At 70.8% G+C, this 16,173-nt stretch carries 17 protein-coding genes; 11 read left to right on the top strand and 6 right to left on the bottom strand.

The genetic code is table 11. The features are described 5' to 3' along the window. Positions 1 to 47: 47 nt before the first annotated feature. The 5 genes from ACTMVF_RS02350 to ACTMVF_RS02330 all read left to right on the top strand — a co-directional run bounded on the left by ACTMVF_RS02350 (position 48) and on the right by ACTMVF_RS02330 (position 3,952). Positions 48 to 251, top strand: coding sequence for a cold-shock protein (locus ACTMVF_RS02350; protein ID WP_441269253.1), 204 nt, complete (start codon positions 48 to 50; stop codon positions 249 to 251). Positions 252 to 439: 188 nt separating this feature from the next. Beyond that, a complete protein-coding gene (locus ACTMVF_RS02345) occupies positions 440 to 1,966 on the top strand; it encodes a DEAD/DEAH box helicase (protein WP_441269252.1) in 1,527 nt (508 codons plus the stop codon). A gap of 79 nt (positions 1,967 to 2,045) precedes the next feature. Then, positions 2,046 to 2,393 carry a CBS domain-containing protein gene (locus tag ACTMVF_RS02340; protein ID WP_441269251.1) on the top strand — a complete coding sequence of 116 codons (348 nt, stop codon included), beginning with the start codon at positions 2,046 to 2,048 and terminating at the stop codon, positions 2,391 to 2,393. Between the two features lie 47 nt (positions 2,394 to 2,440). Beyond that, positions 2,441 to 2,755 carry an SCO5918 family protein gene (locus ACTMVF_RS02335; protein WP_441269250.1) on the top strand — a complete coding sequence of 105 codons (315 nt, stop codon included), beginning with the start codon at positions 2,441 to 2,443 and terminating at the stop codon, positions 2,753 to 2,755. Between the two features lie 846 nt (positions 2,756 to 3,601). Continuing rightward, on the top strand, positions 3,602 to 3,952 hold the full coding sequence (locus tag ACTMVF_RS02330; protein ID WP_441269249.1) for a helix-turn-helix domain-containing protein: 351 nt from the start codon (positions 3,602 to 3,604) through the stop codon (positions 3,950 to 3,952). A gap of 233 nt (positions 3,953 to 4,185) precedes the next feature. Here ACTMVF_RS02330 and ACTMVF_RS02325 read toward each other — a convergent pair whose 3' ends face one another. From ACTMVF_RS02325 to ACTMVF_RS02315, 3 genes are read right to left on the bottom strand one after another with little or no spacing between them, the layout of a single operon-like run. After that, the gene (locus ACTMVF_RS02325; RefSeq protein WP_441269248.1) at positions 4,186 to 6,084 is read right to left on the bottom strand and encodes an acyl-CoA synthetase; all 1,899 of its coding nucleotides are present in this window, start codon (positions 6,082 to 6,084) and stop codon (positions 4,186 to 4,188) included. Continuing rightward, positions 6,081 to 7,040, bottom strand: coding sequence for a fumarylacetoacetate hydrolase family protein (locus tag ACTMVF_RS02320; RefSeq protein ID WP_441269247.1), 960 nt, complete (start codon positions 7,038 to 7,040; stop codon positions 6,081 to 6,083). The genes ACTMVF_RS02325 and ACTMVF_RS02320 overlap by 4 nt, the downstream gene beginning before the upstream one ends. Beyond that, positions 7,037 to 8,161: a VOC family protein gene (locus ACTMVF_RS02315; protein ID WP_441269246.1), complete on the bottom strand. Its 1,125-nt coding sequence runs from the start codon at positions 8,159 to 8,161 to the stop codon at positions 7,037 to 7,039. Before ACTMVF_RS02315 ends, ACTMVF_RS02320 begins: the two co-directional genes overlap by 4 nt. A gap of 146 nt (positions 8,162 to 8,307) precedes the next feature. On the opposite strand from ACTMVF_RS02315, the gene ACTMVF_RS02310 reads away from it, so the two are divergent. Both ACTMVF_RS02310 and ACTMVF_RS02305 read left to right on the top strand, forming a co-directional pair. Further along, complete coding sequence (locus ACTMVF_RS02310; protein ID WP_441269245.1) at positions 8,308 to 8,958, top strand: TetR/AcrR family transcriptional regulator; 651 nt, start codon at positions 8,308 to 8,310, stop codon at positions 8,956 to 8,958. Between the two features lie 354 nt (positions 8,959 to 9,312). Beyond that, entirely contained in the window at positions 9,313 to 10,419 is a 1,107-nt protein-coding gene (locus ACTMVF_RS02305) for a sugar ABC transporter substrate-binding protein (RefSeq protein WP_441269244.1), read from the top strand. Between the two features lie 99 nt (positions 10,420 to 10,518). Here ACTMVF_RS02305 and ACTMVF_RS02300 read toward each other — a convergent pair whose 3' ends face one another. Both ACTMVF_RS02300 and ACTMVF_RS02295 read right to left on the bottom strand, forming a co-directional pair. After that, the gene (locus ACTMVF_RS02300; protein WP_441269243.1) at positions 10,519 to 10,995 is read right to left on the bottom strand and encodes an SRPBCC family protein; all 477 of its coding nucleotides are present in this window, start codon (positions 10,993 to 10,995) and stop codon (positions 10,519 to 10,521) included. Positions 10,996 to 11,393: 398 nt separating this feature from the next. Then, entirely contained in the window at positions 11,394 to 11,585 is a 192-nt protein-coding gene (locus ACTMVF_RS02295; protein WP_441269242.1) for a hypothetical protein, read from the bottom strand. Between the two features lie 110 nt (positions 11,586 to 11,695). Here ACTMVF_RS02295 and ACTMVF_RS02290 point away from each other — a divergent pair, with 110 nt between their 5' ends. Next, positions 11,696 to 13,168, top strand: coding sequence for an aminotransferase class I/II-fold pyridoxal phosphate-dependent enzyme (locus ACTMVF_RS02290; protein WP_441269241.1), 1,473 nt, complete (start codon positions 11,696 to 11,698; stop codon positions 13,166 to 13,168). A 46-nt stretch (positions 13,169 to 13,214) separates the two neighbouring features. Here ACTMVF_RS02290 and ACTMVF_RS02285 read toward each other — a convergent pair whose 3' ends face one another. Further along, on the bottom strand, positions 13,215 to 13,649 hold the full coding sequence (locus ACTMVF_RS02285; protein ID WP_441269240.1) for a diguanylate cyclase: 435 nt from the start codon (positions 13,647 to 13,649) through the stop codon (positions 13,215 to 13,217). Between the two features lie 106 nt (positions 13,650 to 13,755). On the opposite strand from ACTMVF_RS02285, the gene ACTMVF_RS02280 reads away from it, so the two are divergent. The 3 genes from ACTMVF_RS02280 (at position 13,756) to ACTMVF_RS02270 (ending at position 16,117) form a co-directional block, all read left to right on the top strand. Continuing rightward, positions 13,756 to 14,712 (top strand): TIGR03557 family F420-dependent LLM class oxidoreductase, encoded by a 957-nt coding sequence (locus tag ACTMVF_RS02280; protein ID WP_441269239.1) that lies wholly within the window; start codon positions 13,756 to 13,758, stop codon positions 14,710 to 14,712. Between the two features lie 25 nt (positions 14,713 to 14,737). After that, on the top strand, positions 14,738 to 15,292 hold the full coding sequence (locus ACTMVF_RS02275; protein WP_441269531.1) for a cysteine hydrolase family protein: 555 nt from the start codon (positions 14,738 to 14,740) through the stop codon (positions 15,290 to 15,292). A 75-nt stretch (positions 15,293 to 15,367) separates the two neighbouring features. Then, positions 15,368 to 16,117, top strand: a complete 750-nt coding sequence (locus ACTMVF_RS02270) for a GNAT family N-acetyltransferase (RefSeq protein ID WP_441269530.1) — start codon at positions 15,368 to 15,370, stop codon at positions 16,115 to 16,117. Positions 16,118 to 16,173 lie beyond the last annotated feature (56 nt).

Raw genomic sequence — 16,173 nt, 5'->3', positions numbered from 1 at the left:
ATTCGCACAGGGTGAATTCCTGAAAACGCCTCCGAAGGAGAAATGACATGACTACTGGCACCGTGAAGTGGTTCAACGCGGAAAAGGGCTTCGGCTTCATCGAGCAGGACGGCGGCGGCCCCGACGTCTTCGCCCACTACTCGAACATCGCCACCCAGGGCTTCCGCGAGCTGCTGGAAGGCCAGAAGGTGTCGTTCGACATCGCGCAGGGCCAGAAGGGCCCGACGGCCGAGAACATCGTTCCCGCCTGACGCCGGCGTCGGCATCGACGCCGACGCGCATACTTCGCAGCTGGGGCCCGCACCTTGGGGGTGCGGGCCCCAGCTCGCTGCATTTCAGGGCGCATCACACATCGCATCTGGCTCGTTCTCGCAATTCTCTGCGCCGCTCATCTGCTGCGGGAATTCCTTGATACGCGCCGCATCAAGGAAGGTTCCGCATGAATCGCACGCGCACAGCCCGCACCACCAGCACCACACGCACCACCGACACGACCCGCACCACCCGTGGCCGCTCCGGCGGAGGAGCTGCCGCCAACCGCTCCGGCGCACCGCGCCGTTCCAAGAGCTACGGAACTCGACCGGCCGTACAGGGCGAGTTCGCACCGCCGAAGACGATCACGCCCGCGTTGCCCGCCGTCGAGTCGTTCGCTGAACTCGCCATGCCCGCGCGGCTGTTGGCCACGCTCGGCCACGAAGGCGTGACCGTACCGTTCCCGATCCAGGCGGCGACCCTGCCGAACTCCCTGGCCGGCCGTGACGTACTCGGCCGTGGCCGCACCGGCTCGGGCAAGACCCTCGCCTTCGGCCTCGCCGCACTGGCCCGTACGGCGGGGCGGCGTGCCGAGCCCCGGCAGCCGCTCGTCCTCGTCCTCGTCCCCACCCGCGAGCTCGCCCAGCAGGTGACCGACGCGCTCACTCCGTACGCCCGCTCCGTGAGCCTGCGGCTGGCCACCGTCGTCGGCGGCATGTCCATCGGCAGGCAGGCCGGTGCGCTGCGCGCCGGAGCCGAGGTGGTCGTCGCGACGCCCGGGCGGCTCAAGGACCTCATCGACCGGGGCGACTGCCGGCTGAACGATGTCGGCATCACGGTCCTCGACGAGGCCGACCAGATGGCCGACATGGGCTTCATGCCCCAGGTCACCGCCCTGCTCGACCAGGTGCGGCCCGACGGGCAGCGGATGCTCTTCTCGGCCACCCTGGACCGCAATGTCGACCGGCTGGTGCGCAACTACCTGCACGACCCCGTCGTCCACTCGGTCGACCCCTCCGCCGGCGCGGTCACCACGATGGAGCACCACGTGCTCCATGTGCACGACACGGACAAGCACCGGACGACGACCGAGATCGCGGCACGAGACGGCCGAGTGATCATGTTCCTCGACACCAAGCACGCCGTGGACCGGCTGACCAAGCACCTGCTGAGCAGCGGTGTCCGCGCCGCGGCCCTGCACGGCGGCAAGTCCCAGCCGCAGCGCACGCGGACCCTGGCCCAGTTCAAGAGCGGGCATGTGACGGTGCTGGTGGCGACCAATGTCGCGGCGCGCGGAATCCACGTCGACAATCTCGACCTGGTCGTCAATGTGGATCCGCCCACTGACCACAAGGACTACCTGCACCGCGGCGGTCGTACGGCCCGTGCCGGCGAGTCCGGCAGCGTCGTCACCCTGGTGACCCGCGACCAGCGTCGCGAGGTGAGCCGACTGATGGCTTCGGCGGGCATCACCCCCCGGATCGCCCAGGTGCGGTCGGGCGAGGCGGAGTTGAGCCGCATCACAGGCGCCCAGGCCCCTTCCGGCGTCCCGGTCGTCATCACCGCGCCGGCGGTGGAACGCCCCCGTGGCGCGTCTTCCTCGTCCCCGTCCCGGGGCCGTCGGCGCCGGGGCCAGGCAGGTCAGGGCCGCCCCGTCGGGGAAGCGGCGCGCCGCAGGGCACCGCGGCGGACCGCGTTCGGCTCGGCCGCCTAGAGCCGCCGCGCCCACCACCCCGCCCCTCCCTGCCCGCCCTGCCCATCGCAGGCCCATCGCTTTCCAGTAGGAGGCACCTATGACGCCGGCTCAGATGCAGCACCACCGAGTGGTTCCCTCCGCCCAGGCCGTGGCCGACGACAAGGACGCCTCCGGACCTCGGGTCTGTGACGACATGACGGTCGAGGTGGCTCTGTCCCTCATGGCCGGTGCCCGTGTCGATCACCTCGTCCTCTGCGACGGGGACGAGCAGCGCACGGGCCTGATCACCCTGGCCGGGCTCGCCGTCCTCCGCGGCAGCCCCACCTACACGGACCGGCTCCGGCTACGGGACGTCCTCGACGGTCCGTTCACCCCGCCCGGCGCCCGGTCCGGCACCGTCGGCGAGCGTCTCCGGGCCCCAGGCGCCCTCACCCTGACCCGCTGATCCCCCTCGCCCGATCAGCCCGTCCTCCCTCTCCCCTGTGAGGCATCATGCGCTGTGTCATCGCCCGGTACCCGTTCGAGCTGACCAAGAACGGGGTGCTGGCCTCGATGAAGGGCGTCACTCCCGAGCTCGTCACGGGTGAGTCCGTGACCGTCGGCCGCCGCCGCTACCCGGTCAAGCAAGTGGGCCAGGTCATCACCCGACAGGACCGCCGCGACTTCACCAGCGGCGAGATCGTCCGGGCCATGACCCGCCTCGGCTTCACCTGCCACGAGCAGCCCGGGACCGTGCCGGTGGGTGTCCCCGCTCCGCTCCTGACCGCGTCGGCACTGCTCGGAGGCACCGCCACCGAGCAGAGGTGAAGGACCGGCGGAGAACCGCCACCAAGGACCCGGTGAGGGCCCTGCCGACGCGCGTCGGCAGGGCCCTCACCGTCGTATGCCCGCCCTCGCCACCTCGCCACCTCGCTACCTCGCCGTAGCGCCGCCCGCCGGTGGCCGAGACGACCGCGGTTCTTCAGGACCGCGGCCCCACGCATTCCGCATGCGGATCAGCCGGCAGCCGCCTCCCGCCCGGACTGCCCGAGCAAGCTCTGCGGGACGGGCCGCGTTCTCGCCGCCCACGAGGGCTTCTTCCATCCGCTGTCGCAGATCCCAGGATGCCTGCGCCCCCTGAACGCCAAAATCTACTCTCGCCAGAGTAGACATTGATCCCTGACGCGGTTACGCTTTTTCTCGTTGACACGGTCAAGTGAGACCCGGCAGAGACGAACTGGCGGGTAGCAGTACCTGAAGTTCGCAGGTCAGTGCGGCTCTGGAGTTCCGAAGCCACGGTGTACGCGGAACGGTGACGGAGCTGGGAGCCGCACTGGGCAGCCCGCAGGTCGAGGGGCTGCCGACAGCAGTACCGGAGCAGTACCGCAGTACCCATTCACCGAAGTGGTTGGTTCAGAGGAAGAAACGGAGGAGCAGACGCCATCAGGATCGCCCGGCCCGGCAAGCGCTCGGTCCGGGTACCGCAAGACCCCGGAATGGATGGTGGTCCCCGGTCACGCAGCCGCGATCCCCGCACCCCTCCCCTTGTCGGGCCGGGTAGCGGAAACAGAAGGTCGGCACAGCATGAGGGCCGACAGATGGTGTTGAATTCCCTTCGGGGCCCTGGTGCCGTACGGCATCAGGGCCCCTCGACGCGTTGCACAACGAGGTGACATGGCAGCAGATACTCCACTCAGCGATCGTCTGGACGACGACGACTACCCCGCGTACACCATGGGCCGGGCCGCCGAAATGCTCGGCACCACCCCCGCCTTTCTCCGAGCCATCGGTGAGGCTCGTCTGATCACGCCGCTGCGCTCGGAGGGCGGACATCGCCGGTACTCCCGCTACCAACTGCGGATCGCCGCTCGCGCCCGCGAGCTCGTCGACAGGGGAACCCCGATCGAGGCTGCTTGCCGCATCGTCATCCTCGAGGACCAGCTTGAGGAAGCTCAGCGCATCAACGCCGAGTACCGCCGTGCCGCGAACGCGGCGTCCGACCGTTCCGGTCCCGGTTCGAGCTGATCGTCTGGCCGGTGGGGTGTTCGCTCCGGTGAGGATCCGGACCGTGGATGCGCTTGGACGTCCGCGCCGCGGCGGCGGTGTCGTTCATCACCTCACCATCGGGCCTCTCTTTTTGACTCTCAAGCTGTCATGACATATCGCCCGCGTGCGGCCCGACTCGCGCGCGTGGCCGTGTTCGTCGACCGGCTGCCGACGGCTTTCCGGCGCCCAGCAGCCGGATGATCGGTGGCACGTCAGTCGTCTCCCGAGTGCCGCTCGACGATGCGGCAGGGCACCGCGAAGCTGCCGAGGCGGCGCTCCACTTCGGCCCTCGTGCCGGGCGACGCCGAAGCGCGCAGGGTGACGGTGGCCGTCACCGACCCGGAGTCGGCGTCGGCGCTGGTCTCCTCGACGGCGTCGAGGTCGCCGAGGGCGTCGGCCAGGGCCTGCCGGGTGGCGTCGGCGCGCAGCGGAAGCTTGTACGGCTTGCCGACCGCGGTGACGGGCAGCGCGTCGAGGACGCGGACGGCCTTGGGGGCGGCGGCCGCCTCGCTCACCTGCGCGGCGGCCCAGGCACGCAGGTCATCCTCACCGATCGTGGCGTCGGCGAGGGTGACGTACGCGACCGGCACCTCACCCGCTCGGGCGTCCGGCTGTCCGACGGCCTGAGCGCCGGTGACCGCGGGGTGCGAGAGCAGCGCGTCCTCGATCGTCCGGGGGTCGATGTTGTGGCCGCCGCGGATGATGAGGTCCTTCGCGCGCCCGGTGAGGTACAGGAAGCCGTCCTCGTCGAGGTAGCCGAGGTCGCCGGTGTCCAGCCAGCCGTCGGTCACCTTTCCCTGGCCGCTGATCCGGAAGCCGTCGGCGTCACGGCCCTCGACGTAGCCGGGGAAGACGGTGGGGCCGCTGACGAAGACGGTGCCGACCTCGCCGGGCGGCAGCCCGTTCCCGATCCGGATGTGCTGGTACGGCAGCCGCAGGCCCACCGAGCCGGGCCGGCGCAGCTCCAGGAACCCGCGGACGCTGGCGCAGGTCGCCTCCGTCAGGCCGTAGCCCTCGAGCAGCGGAATCCCGGTCGCCGTCTCGAAGGTGGTGCGCACGCCGTCGGGCAGGGCGGAGGCGCCGACCATCGCGCAGCGCATCGAGCTGATGTCTGCCCCGTCGACCGGGCAGCCGGCCAGGACCGCGTACACGGTGGGTACGGCGCTCATCGTGGCGATCCGGTGGTGCTCGACGATGCGCCAGAACTCGGCGTACAGCGTGAGGTCCCGATACCCCAACGGCCCCGCCCAGACGACCCGTTGGCCGCGCAGCAGCGGTGCCAGCAGCGTGACGACGAGCGCGTTGACGTGGAACAGCGGGAGTGCGGCGAAGACGACCGACTCCTCGTCCAGTACGGAGTTGGCCGCGATCATCCAGGCGTCGATGACCTCGTTGGCGTGCGTGTGGGCGGCGAGTTTCGGCGCTCCGGTCGTGCCGCCGGTGTGGAAGAACGCGGCCAGGTCGGAGCCGGTCGGCGGCTCGCCGAGGAACCGGTCCTGCGGGCAGTCGGCGGCGAGGTCGGTGAGGTGGGCCACGGTGGCGTTCTCCACCGTCGGCAGCACCGCTGTGTCCCGCTCGGCGGCGGTGGGGCGCAGGAGGAGCACATGGTCGACCAGTCCCTCCCGGGCCAGCGCGGCGCAGGTGGCGAACGCCTCGGGGTCCAGCTCGGGCGAGGCGGTGACGACCACCCGGGCGCCCGACCGGCGGATCAGCTCGGCGGCGTGGTCACGGACCAGCGCCGGGTTGACGGGGGTGACGATGCCGGCGAGCTGGGCGGCCAGGAGCGCGGTGATGAGCTCGTCACAGTTCGGGGAGAGCAGCGCGACGGTGTCGTGGCGGCGGACGCCGAGGTGGTGCAGGGCGTTGGCGGTCCGGTGCACGTCGGCGAGAAGGTCCGCGTAGGTGCGGTTCTCGGGCGAGCGCCAGGAGGCGGCGTCGGGGAGGACGCAGAGCGCGGTCCGCTCGGGCCACTGCTCGGCCGCTCGCCGCAGCGCGTCGTACGACGTGGCGGGCAGCCCGCGAGCGGCGAGCGGGGTGGCCTCGATGGCGGCCAGGTCGTCGGGGTGGTCGTAGCGCGGCCAGGTCACGTGGGCGCTGGGGGTCGTGGTCACGCGTGCCTCACCTTGTTCTGCTGGGTGCCGAGGTCGAGGGCTCCGTCGGGGGTGCGGATGGACAGCTCGACGATGTCGCCGTCGCGGAGGTACTTGGCGTTCTTCTCCTGGGAGTTGAAGAACGCCTTCCACTTCACCGCGGGCGGCAGGAGCGAGGCGAGGAGCGCCACCGGCTTGGGCGGCGCTTTGAGGGCGGTCCCGCCGGGTGTGCCGGTGAGGATGAGGTCGCCGGTTGCCAGGGCCTGGAAGCGGGAGAGTTCCTGGAGCGCCTGCAGCGGGGTGTAGATCATGTCGGTCAGGCCGCTGTCCTGGCGGATCTCGCCGTTGACCTTGAGGACGAGCCTCAGGTCGGCGAGGCGGTCGAGTTCGTCGGCGTCGAGCAGGACCAGGGCGGGCCCGACCGGGGTGAAGGTCGGGTAGGACTTGGCCTCGTAGAACTGGGTCTTGGGGAGTTGTACGTCGCGCGCGGAGACGTCGTTGGTGATGACCAGCCCGGCGACATGGTGCTTCCAGTCGGCGGCGGTCACGGTGGTGCCGACGTCGAGAGGGCGTCCGATGACCAGGCCGAGCTCGATCTCGTAGTCGAGGAAGCGGACGTGGGCGGGCTTGACGATCTCGTCGTACGGGCCGCTGATCGAGCCGGACGTCTTGCGGAAGAAGGTCAGCGGGACGGTCTCGGGATCCATGCCCGAATCGCGCACGTGGGAGACGAAGTTGGTCATCTGCGCGACCACCCGGCACGGCGCGGTGACCGGGGAGACGAGCGGCAGCTCGGCGATGGGGCGGGGCTCGGCCGACCGGCTGTCCGAGCGGGCCTCGGCGAGGGCCATGTGGACCGAGGCCACGTCGTCGAGCAGTTCGGCGGTCGTGGTCGCGGCGGTGTCGACCGGGACGGCGTGCCGCTCGTCGACGGCGACCCACCAGGCGTCGGAGGTACGCAGGACGGAGATGCTCATGAGGTAGCCACTTTCAGCAGGCCGCGCAGGCGTTCGAGGTCGAACTCGTTGTCGTCGTCCCGGAGGGCGGTGATGATCGAGCGCAGCTCGGCCAGCGACTCGCGTCCGGGGGCCAGGCCCAGGAAGTCCTTGGTGGCCGGCGGGCCCCACTGCGCCAGCCCGGAGGCCGTCATCGGCGCCCAGCCGGGTTCGAGGGAGGCGTCGAACATGTCGCTGTCGGTGAAGTGCTCGACGAGGAAGCCATCGGGGTCGCGCCAGTAGTCGAAGAGCTGGCTGCCGAGGATGTGCCGGCCGATCCCCCAGGAGCGGCGGTAGCCCTCGCCGAGCAGGTACTCACCGCCGGCTGCCAGCGCGTCGAGGTCGGTCACCTCGTACGCCGAGTGCACATACCGGTTGGCGGGACCCAGCGTCAGGGCCAGGGTGTGGTGGTCGGTCAGGGTTCGGCCCCGGTCACAGCGGATGAAGCTCATCGTCGGGCCGCGCTCGCGCTGACCCTCGTAGTAGAGGAAGTCGCTGACGATCAGGCCGAGATGCTCCAGATACCAGTTCAGCGTGCGCAGGTAGGTGGTCGTCTGGAGGACGACATGGCCGAGGCGCCGCACGCCCGCCGGTTCCCGGGGCGGCCGTTGGGTGGCGTTGCCCCGGTCGAGGTCGCCGCCGAAGTTGAGCGTCTGCGGCTGCTGCCCCGCCCGTGCGGGCAGCTCGTGGGTGCCGGCCACGACACGGACCCGTAGCCCGCCCGGGTCGAGCAGGTCCACGACCGACCCGCCCAGGGGGTCGGGCCCCGGGTGCACGCGGGTGTCGGTGGCGTCGGCCAGCCGCAGCAGATCGCGGGGGTCGGCCGCCTGGAAGGCCGGGCCCAGGAACCGCGACTTGCGGCCCCTGCGGATGATCACGCACGGCGCGCCCGCCTGCGTTCCCCGCAGGTGCAGCTCGTGGCCGTCGCGGTACGACGTGGTGAAGCCGAACGCCTGCGCGAAGGCTTCGGCGCGGTTCAGGTCGGGCTTGACGAACTCCAGCCACGCGATGTCGTGGACCTTGATCACCGGGTTCGCCGCCCGGCCCGGATGCTCTCCGGGGAGTGCGCCCTGCTCGGAGTGCAGGTCGTTGTGGGTCCCCATCGTCACCACCTCCTGAAGATATGTTCAGTTCAGAGACTGATATCAGTCAATAGAACTGAGGAATTATTCAAGAAGCGAGGCGGGGCGGCTAGAGTGCGGGTGACGCGAGGCGCTGCGCGCGCGGGACGGGCCGGATGGAGGATGTGATGAGCGAAAAGGTCGCGCCCAGGCGTGCCGACCGGCGCAGGGCGCGGACGCGCAGCGCGCTGGTACACGCGGCCCAGCGGGTGCTGGCCGAAAGGCGGACCGACATCCCCATCCAGGAGATCACCGAGCTCGCCGATGTCGGGGTCGGCTCCTTCTACAACCACTTCGACAGCAAGGAGGAGCTCTTCCGCGTCGCCGTCGAGGAGGCGCTGGAGTGGTGGGGCGATGCGATGGACCGCCTCACCGCGGACATCGACGACCCCGCGGTCGCATACGCGCAGAGCTTCCGCATGACCGGCCGCCTGCACCGCCGCCACCCCGAGCTGAGCCGGATCCTCCTGAACCACGGCCCCGAACTGGCCCAGTCCGACCGGGGCCTCGCGCCGCGGGCGCTCCACGACATCCGCGCCGCGGTGGCCGCGGGGCGGTTCGAGGTGGAGGACCCGGACCTCGCGCTGGCGGTGACGGCGGGCGCCGTGCTGGCACTGGGCGCGCTGCTGCACGCGCAGCCCGACCGCGACGACGCGAAGTCCTCGGACATGGTCGCCCACGGCCTGCTGCGGCAGTTCGGCATCCCCGCCGACGAGGCCGAGCGGATCTGCTCGCTGGAACTGCCGGATCTCGACCTTGTCGACAACCTCGTCGGCTGAGCACGGCGTGCTGCGACAGCGCCGGGTGGGCCGGGACGCGCTCGGTGCGCGTCGGGCGGTACCGAGGCGGGGGCCGGGCGGGTGTGTGGTGGGGCGGCGTGGCGCCGGGAGGCATCGTGCTGGACGCCTGCCTCTCCAGAGCGGCGCCCAAGGCGGGCCGGCGGTGTCGAAGGCCGCCGACGCCTGAGGGTCCCCGGCCCCGAGGCGGCTGCTGGGTTCGGCGCGGTCGCCGGCGGGGCGCCGGAACCGAGTCCGCCGGTCGGACCCGGCGGGCTCGGTGTCACTCCTGTGCCGTGCCCAGGTCACGCTCCAGCGCCCGGCCTATCCTGGCAGTGAGTGGCAGGAGGTCCCCGTGTGAGTGCGTATCGGGGTCGTACGGTCATCGCCGCGGCCGCGCTGTCGCTGGTCGTGTCGCTGACTGCCTGCGGTACGGCCGGGGAATCCGCCGGGTCGGGCGGGGTCGGCTCCGGTGAAGGCGGCTTCACGGTCGGGCTGTTGTTCAGCCAAGTCGTCCAGACCCGCTGGGAGAAGTTCGACAAGCCCCTGATCGAGAAGAAGCTCAAGGAGCTGTGCGAGGACTGCCGGGTGGAGTACGGCAACGCCGAGGGCGACGTGGCCGCCCAGCAGCAACTGGTGGACACCCTGATCAACAAGGACGTCGAGGTCCTGATCCTCAGCGCCGTGAACTTCAGATCTCTGCGCTCCGCGGTCGAGCGGGCACACGACGCGGGCATCCCGGTCATCGCCTACGACGGCCTCGTCGAGGGCCCGATCTCGGCCTACGTCTCCTTCGACAACGAACGGGTCGGCAAGCTCCAGGGCGAGGCGCTCCTCAAGGCCATGGGCGACAAGGCGGACGGCGGCCGGATCGTCATGATGAACGGCCCCCAGACCAGCCCGACCAACATCGCTTTCAAGAGGGGCGCGCTGTCCGCCCTCGAGGGCAAGGTCGAGATCGGCAAGACGTACGACATCCAGGGGTGGAAGCAGGAGAGCGCCCACGCCAACATGGTCCGCGCCGTCGCCGCCCTGGGCGCCGACGGCATCGACGGCGTCTACGCCGCCAACGACGGTCTCGCCTCCGGCGTCATCTCCGCCCTCAAGGCGTCCAGTATCGAGCCGCTGCCCCCTGTCACCGGCCAGGACGCCGACCTCCCGGCCGTGCAGCACATCATCAGCGGCGAGCAGTACATGAGCGTCTACAAGCCCTTCAAGGCCGAGGCCGACGCGGCCGCCGAGATGGCCGTCGCCCTCGGCCGCGGCGAGAACCTCGACGACATCGCCGAGACCACGGTCGACACGGCCACCACCAAGGACATCCCCGCGATCCTGCTCGACCCCATCCCCGTGACCGTCGACGACATCAAGGACACCGTGCTCAAGGACGGCGTGTACACGACCGACCAGATCTGCACCCCGAGGTTCGCGGCCGCTTGCGAGAGGGCCGGGCTCATCGAGTGACGGAGTGCGCTCGCCGGGCACGCCGCACGGCCGGCCCCGCTGGAGCGCGGGGCCGGCCGGATGGGTCGGAGGCTGGTGCCCACGTCCCGAACGGATGGGTCAGAGGGTGGTGCCCGGGTCCCCCGGGCGGATGCGGCCGCGCCAGCCGCCGCTCGGGCCGCCGCCGCTCTCGACGTAGTCCTTGAAGCGACGCAGGTCGCCCTTCACCCGTCGGTCGATCATGCCCAGCGCGTCCGCGCCCTTCTCGGCGGCGCCGGTGGGCTCGACGTCCATCGTGAGCTCCACCCGGGTGTGCGAGTCGTCGAGGCGCTCGAAACGGACCATGCCGCGCTGCTCGGTGTCACCGCCGATGGACCGCCAGGTGATCCGGTCGTCCGCCAGCTGGTCGACGATCTCCGTGTCGAACTCGCGCCGGATGCCCCCGATGCTGGTGGTCCAGTGGTTGTGCCGGTCGTCGAGCTGCGTGACCTCCTCGACGCCCTCCATGAAGTTCGGGAAGTCCTCGAACTGCGTCCACTGGTCGTACGCCCTGCGGAGCGAGACGTCCACGTCGACTGTTTCCTTGACCGTGCTCATTGATGCCTCCTTGTCCGCTCTTCACCGAGGCCGATCTGCGGCGGGCGGGCCGGCCTCGCTGTGCGTGTGCGAAGCGCCGGGTACCCGGGAAACCCGACGCTTCACGTGCCCCGCCCGGGGTACCCCGGGGCCATGAGAGTCAGCGCGCTGGACGTCGGCTCCAACACGGTCCGGCCGACCGTGTGCAAGTAGGGGACGGGGTGCCGCTTCCGGTGCACACCGTGGTGCGCGACACCCTTGCTGCCGCTCGGCGCCAACCGTCCGTTCGTCGCGCGGGTCCTGCGCCGACGTGACCTGCGCCGGGCGCCGCCGGCAGGGACCGTGGTGAGGTGCCGTCGGCGGACCTCACCACGAAGCCACGAAGCCACGAAGCCACGAAGCGACCGGCGGTCAACTCCTCATCCCGGGTGCTCGGACCGCTGATCCGGGGGCACGCCCCCGCCTTCGCCGCCGCCCTTGTCGCCCTTGTCCGTGCCATGGGCCTGGCCGCCCTCGGCCCGACTCTGGCGGGCCTTGAGTTCGGCGCTGTCCTGGGGCGTGGCACCGCCCTTGGCGCTGCGCCGCTGTTCCGGCTGCTGTGGGTTGGACATGTGCGGGCACCTCGCTCGCGTCGTAGGCGTCGTTCGGATCGACCGAGTTCCCCGGAGGGTCCGTCCGAAGCCCCGGCATACCGACCGGACCGCAGGGCACCCAGCCCCTCATGGGTGCGAACCACGCCGAGGCCCCGATCCTCGAAACACTCGCCCGGTACCAGCACGTCGACGAGTTGGGGTTCACTCCCCCAGGCCACAAACATGCACGCGGCGCGGATCCACGCGCCCGCGCCGTGCTGGGCGATGCCGTGTTCTTCGGCGACGTCCTGGCCAACGGCGGCCTGGACGACCGGCTCGCCAGGGGCGGCGTGCTGGAGCGGGCCGAGAACCTCATGGCCGACGCGGTGCACGCGGACCACACCTTCTTCTCGACCTGCGGCAGTTCCCTGTCCGTGAAGGCCGCCATGCTGGCGGTGACCCGCCCCGGCCACCGGCTCCTCGTCGGGCGCGACGCGCACAAGTCGGTCGTGGCCGGGCTCATCCTGTCCGGCGTCGAGCCGGTGTGGGTGGAGCCGCAGTGGGACGCCGCCCGGCACCTCGCCCACCCCCCGTCCACGGCCGCCTACGACAAGGCGTTCGCGGAGCATCCGGACGCGGACGGAGCCCTGGTCACCAGCCCCACGCCGTACGGCGCCGCGGCCGACCTCGGAGGCATCGCCGAGGTCTGTCACCGGCGGGGAAAGCCGCTCATCGTGGACGAGGCGTGGGGAGCGCACCTTCCCTTCCACGACGATCTGCCGGCGTGGGCCATGGACGCGGGCGCCGACATCTGCGTGACCAGCATCCACAAGATGGGCAGCGGACTGGAGCAGGGCTCGGTCTTCCACCTCCAGGGCGACCTCATCGACCCCGCCGAACTGGCCTCGCGGGCCGACCTGCTCGGCACGACCAGCCCGAACGTCCTGATCTACGCCGGCATCGACGCCTGGCGTCGGCAGATGGTCCAGCACGGTCATGAACTCATCGGCGGGGCCCTGGAGTTGGCGGCGCGGACCCGCACGGCCATCGAGGCGATCGACGGCTTCCACGTCAACGACGCGACCGACTTCTGCGGCCCGGGACTGGCCGCCGACTTCGACCCTCTCCCCGTCGTCATGGACATCGGCGACCTCGGCACCAGCGGCTACCGGGCGGCCGACTGGCTGCGGGCTCACCATCACCTCGACGCCCACCTCTTCGACCACCGGCGTATCAGCGCGCAGCTCACCCACGCCGACGACGAAAAGACCACCGCGCGGCTGCTCACCGCCCTGCGCGAGCTGGCCGACCACGCCGGCGAACTACGGGACGACCCGCAGGTCGCCGTCCCATCCCCGGCCGAGCTGCGGATGGACCAGGTCCTGCTGCCCCGGGACGCCTATTTCGCGCCGCACGCGAAGGTCTCCGCGGCCGAAGCCGTCGACCGGATCGCCGCGGAGATGATCACGCCCTACCCGCCCGGCATCCCCGTGGTCCTGCCGGGCGAACGCCTCACCCAGCCGGTACTGGAATACCTGGTCACCGGGGTGGAGGCGGGGATGTTCCTTCCGGACGCGGCCGACCGGCGCCTGGACACCGTACGGGTGGTCGCGGAGCACTGAGTACGGGTCCTCGCGGAGCACTGACGCCTCGCGAGCGCCACCCGCCCTACGCCCGGGACCGGGCCCGCAGACACCGGCGCAGCTCCTCGGCGTACGGCACGACGACGCCCAGCCCGATCACGGCGGCGAGCCCGGCGAGATACGCGGCCGACGGCGGACGTTCCTTGGGCAGCAGACGCCAGTCCTGCGGATGCGGTCCGCCGCGCAGAGTCGAGCGGACCTGGTCGGGATGGAGGCAGGCGGTGAACGCCAGGGCGGTGAGCGGCAGCACTTCGAGGAAGCTGTGGATGTGCTGCTCGATGGGGCGGACCTCGCGCCGACCGGTGGCCAGCGACACGTCGTACAGCGCGGTGGCACCGTGCGCCACGGCGGACGCGCCCATCGTGCTGAGCACCAGGGGATTGACGCGGGCGAGCCACCCCATGACGACCCACAGGGGGAGAATCCCGAGGAGCAGGAACCGGCGGGCGGCGTCCTCCACCTCGGGGTGGACGGTTCCTGTGCACCCGTTGTTACGCCCGTCGGGTCGCCGGGTACTCGCCAGCGCGTTTGCAGTACCGCACCACACGTGCCACCCGGGAGAGGCGATGCCTGATTTCGGATACTTCCTGTCGTGCGAGGAACACACCCCGGCAGAGCTCGTCGATCAGGCGCGGATGGCCGAGCAGGCGGGCTTCGGCTCCCTGTGGATCTCGGACCACTACCACCCGTGGAACGACAACCAGGGCCAGAGTCCGTTCGTGTGGACGGTGATCGGCGCGCTGTCACAGGCCGTCTCGCTGCCCGTGGAGACGGCCGTGACCTGCCCCATCGTGCGCACCCACCCCGCGGTGATCGCCCAGGCGGCCGCCACGAGCGCCGCACAGTTGGGCGGCCGGTTCCGGCTGGGGGTCGGCACCGGTGAGGCCCTCAACGAGCACATCCTGGGCACCCACTGGCCCGAGGCGCCGGTACGCCTGGAGATGCTGGCGGAGGCCGTACAGATCATGCGGCAGCTGTTCACCGGCGAGGAGACGAGCCACTACGGCAAGCACTACACCGTGGAGAACGCCCGCCTCTACACCCTCCCCGACGAGCCGGTACCCATCGACGTCTCCGCCTTCGGTCCCCTGGCCGCCGAGACGGCGGCCCGCATCGGCGACGGGCTGATCACGACCACGCCCGACACCGCCCTGATCGAGCGCTTCCGCCGCGCCGGCGGCGGCACCAAGCCGGTGTACGGGGGACTCAAGGTGTGCTGGGGCACGGACCGGCAGGAGGCGCTGCGCACCGCGCACCGCCTGTGGGCGAACGAGCAACTCCCCGGTGAACTCGCCCAGATCCTCCCCACCCCGCGCCACTTCGAGCAGGCATCCGAGCTGGTCACGGAGGACCAGGTGGCGTCGGCCGTGCCGTGCGGTGACGATCCGGATACGCACATCGAGGCCCTGACCGCGTTCATCGACGCGGGGTTCGACACGGTGTACGTCAGCCAGATCGGCAAGGAGCAGCGGAGCTTCTTCGACTTCTACCGTACGAAGATCCTCCCGCAGCTGCGTGGCTGACGGCACCGGACGGACGGCTCAGGTCGTGGAGCGGCGAACGGACCAGACGGGGCTCGCTCTCATCGTGGTCGACATGATCAACACCTACGACCACGAGGACGCCGAGCTGCTCGTGCCGTCCGTCCGGCGGATCGTGCCCGTCCTGGCGGAGCTGATCGGCCGGGCCCGCGAGGCGGACGTACCGGTGATCTACGCGAACGACAACTTCGGCTCGTGGCGCTCCCACCACGGGGAACTCGTTCAGACCGCGCTGGCCCGGCCGCACGCCGACCTGATCGAGCCGATACGGCCCGACGACGAGTCGCTGTTCGTGGTGAAGGCCCGCCATTCCGTCTTCTACGAGACGCCGCTGGGCTACCTCCTGTGGCGCCTGGGCGTCGGACAAGTGGTGCTGACCGGTCAGGTCACCGAGCAATGCGTCCTGTACTCCGCGCTGGACGCACACATCCGCCATCTGGAGGTCACGGTGCCCAAGGACGCCGTCGCCTCCATCCATCCCCATCTGGCGTCCGCCGCCCTGGAAATGATGGAGCGCAACATGGGCGCCCGCATCCTCACGGCGAAGGAGGTCGCCTTCTGAGGCCACTGTGACGGCGGCTCCTGGCGGGGACAGCGGGCCCCTAGGGGAGCGCGTGAGCATGCTTTTCCACCCGATATTCCCAATCTCGAGGTAGGTGTCGCCCTGACCGAGGCGGGCCTGAGCCACCCGGGGTTCTACAGCGTCGTCGCCGAACTCGACGGGCGAATCGTGGGCAGCAACTTCCTCGACGAGCGGTCGGCCGTCGTCGGGGTCGGGCCCATCACCATCGATCCCGCGGTGCAGAACCGGGGTGTGGGCCGCCGGCTGATGCTGGACGTGATGGGCCGGGCCGCCGAGCGCAGGGTGCCGGGGATCCGGCTGTTGCAGAGCGGGTACCACAACAGATCGTTCTCGCTGTACGCGAGCCTGGGGTTCGTGTTCCGGGAGACGGTGGCATGCATGCAGGGGCCCGCGTTCTCGCGCGCGGTGCCCGGGCACACTGTCCGGGAGGCCACGGACGCGGACCTCGGAGCATGCAACGAACTGTGCCGGCAGGTCCACGGCGTCGACCGGGGCGGCGAGGTCGTCGACGCGCTCAAACAAGGTACGGCCCGGGTCGTCGAGCACCAGGGGCGCGTCACGGGTTACGCCACGGATCTGGCGTTCTTCGCGCACGCGGTCGGCGAGACCAACAGCGACCTCCAGGCCCTGATCGGCTCGGCTTCCGCCTTCGGCGGCCCCGGCTTCCTCGTCCCCGCGCGCAACAGCCAGCTGCTGCGCTGGTGCCTCGCCAACGGCCTCAAAGTGGTGCAGCTGCTGAGCTTGATGACCATCGGGCTCTACAACGACCCCACCGGGGAGTATCTGCCCTCGATCCTCTACTGAGAGGAGGACGCGGCGGCCCCACGGACACGGGACGGCGCCGACCGCAGTTCGGACTC

The organism is Streptomyces sp. SD31 (assembly GCF_052068475.1).
Taxonomy (GTDB): Bacteria; Actinomycetota; Actinomycetes; order Streptomycetales; family Streptomycetaceae; genus Streptomyces.
Note: the sequence above shows the minus strand (reverse complement) of the source record. Positions and strands in the feature narration are given on the sequence as shown.

Coding starts and splice junctions, on each gene's coding strand:
- ACTMVF_RS02320 (WP_441269247.1), bottom strand. CDS start 7,040: ATGAGCATCTCCGTCCTGCGTACCTCCGACGCCTGGTGGGTCGCCGTC.
- ACTMVF_RS02340 (WP_441269251.1), top strand. CDS start 2,046: ATGACGCCGGCTCAGATGCAGCACCACCGAGTGGTTCCCTCCGCCCAG.
- ACTMVF_RS02310 (WP_441269245.1), top strand. CDS start 8,308: ATGAGCGAAAAGGTCGCGCCCAGGCGTGCCGACCGGCGCAGGGCGCGG.
- ACTMVF_RS02335 (WP_441269250.1), top strand. CDS start 2,441: ATGCGCTGTGTCATCGCCCGGTACCCGTTCGAGCTGACCAAGAACGGG.
- ACTMVF_RS02315 (WP_441269246.1), bottom strand. CDS start 8,161: ATGGGGACCCACAACGACCTGCACTCCGAGCAGGGCGCACTCCCCGGA.
- ACTMVF_RS02350 (WP_441269253.1), top strand. CDS start 48: ATGACTACTGGCACCGTGAAGTGGTTCAACGCGGAAAAGGGCTTCGGC.
- ACTMVF_RS02345 (WP_441269252.1), top strand. CDS start 440: ATGAATCGCACGCGCACAGCCCGCACCACCAGCACCACACGCACCACC.
- ACTMVF_RS02290 (WP_441269241.1), top strand. CDS start 11,696: ATGGGTGCGAACCACGCCGAGGCCCCGATCCTCGAAACACTCGCCCGG.
- ACTMVF_RS02300 (WP_441269243.1), bottom strand. CDS start 10,995: ATGAGCACGGTCAAGGAAACAGTCGACGTGGACGTCTCGCTCCGCAGG.
- ACTMVF_RS02330 (WP_441269249.1), top strand. CDS start 3,602: ATGGCAGCAGATACTCCACTCAGCGATCGTCTGGACGACGACGACTAC.
- ACTMVF_RS02280 (WP_441269239.1), top strand. CDS start 13,756: ATGCCTGATTTCGGATACTTCCTGTCGTGCGAGGAACACACCCCGGCA.
- ACTMVF_RS02295 (WP_441269242.1), bottom strand. CDS start 11,585: ATGTCCAACCCACAGCAGCCGGAACAGCGGCGCAGCGCCAAGGGCGGT.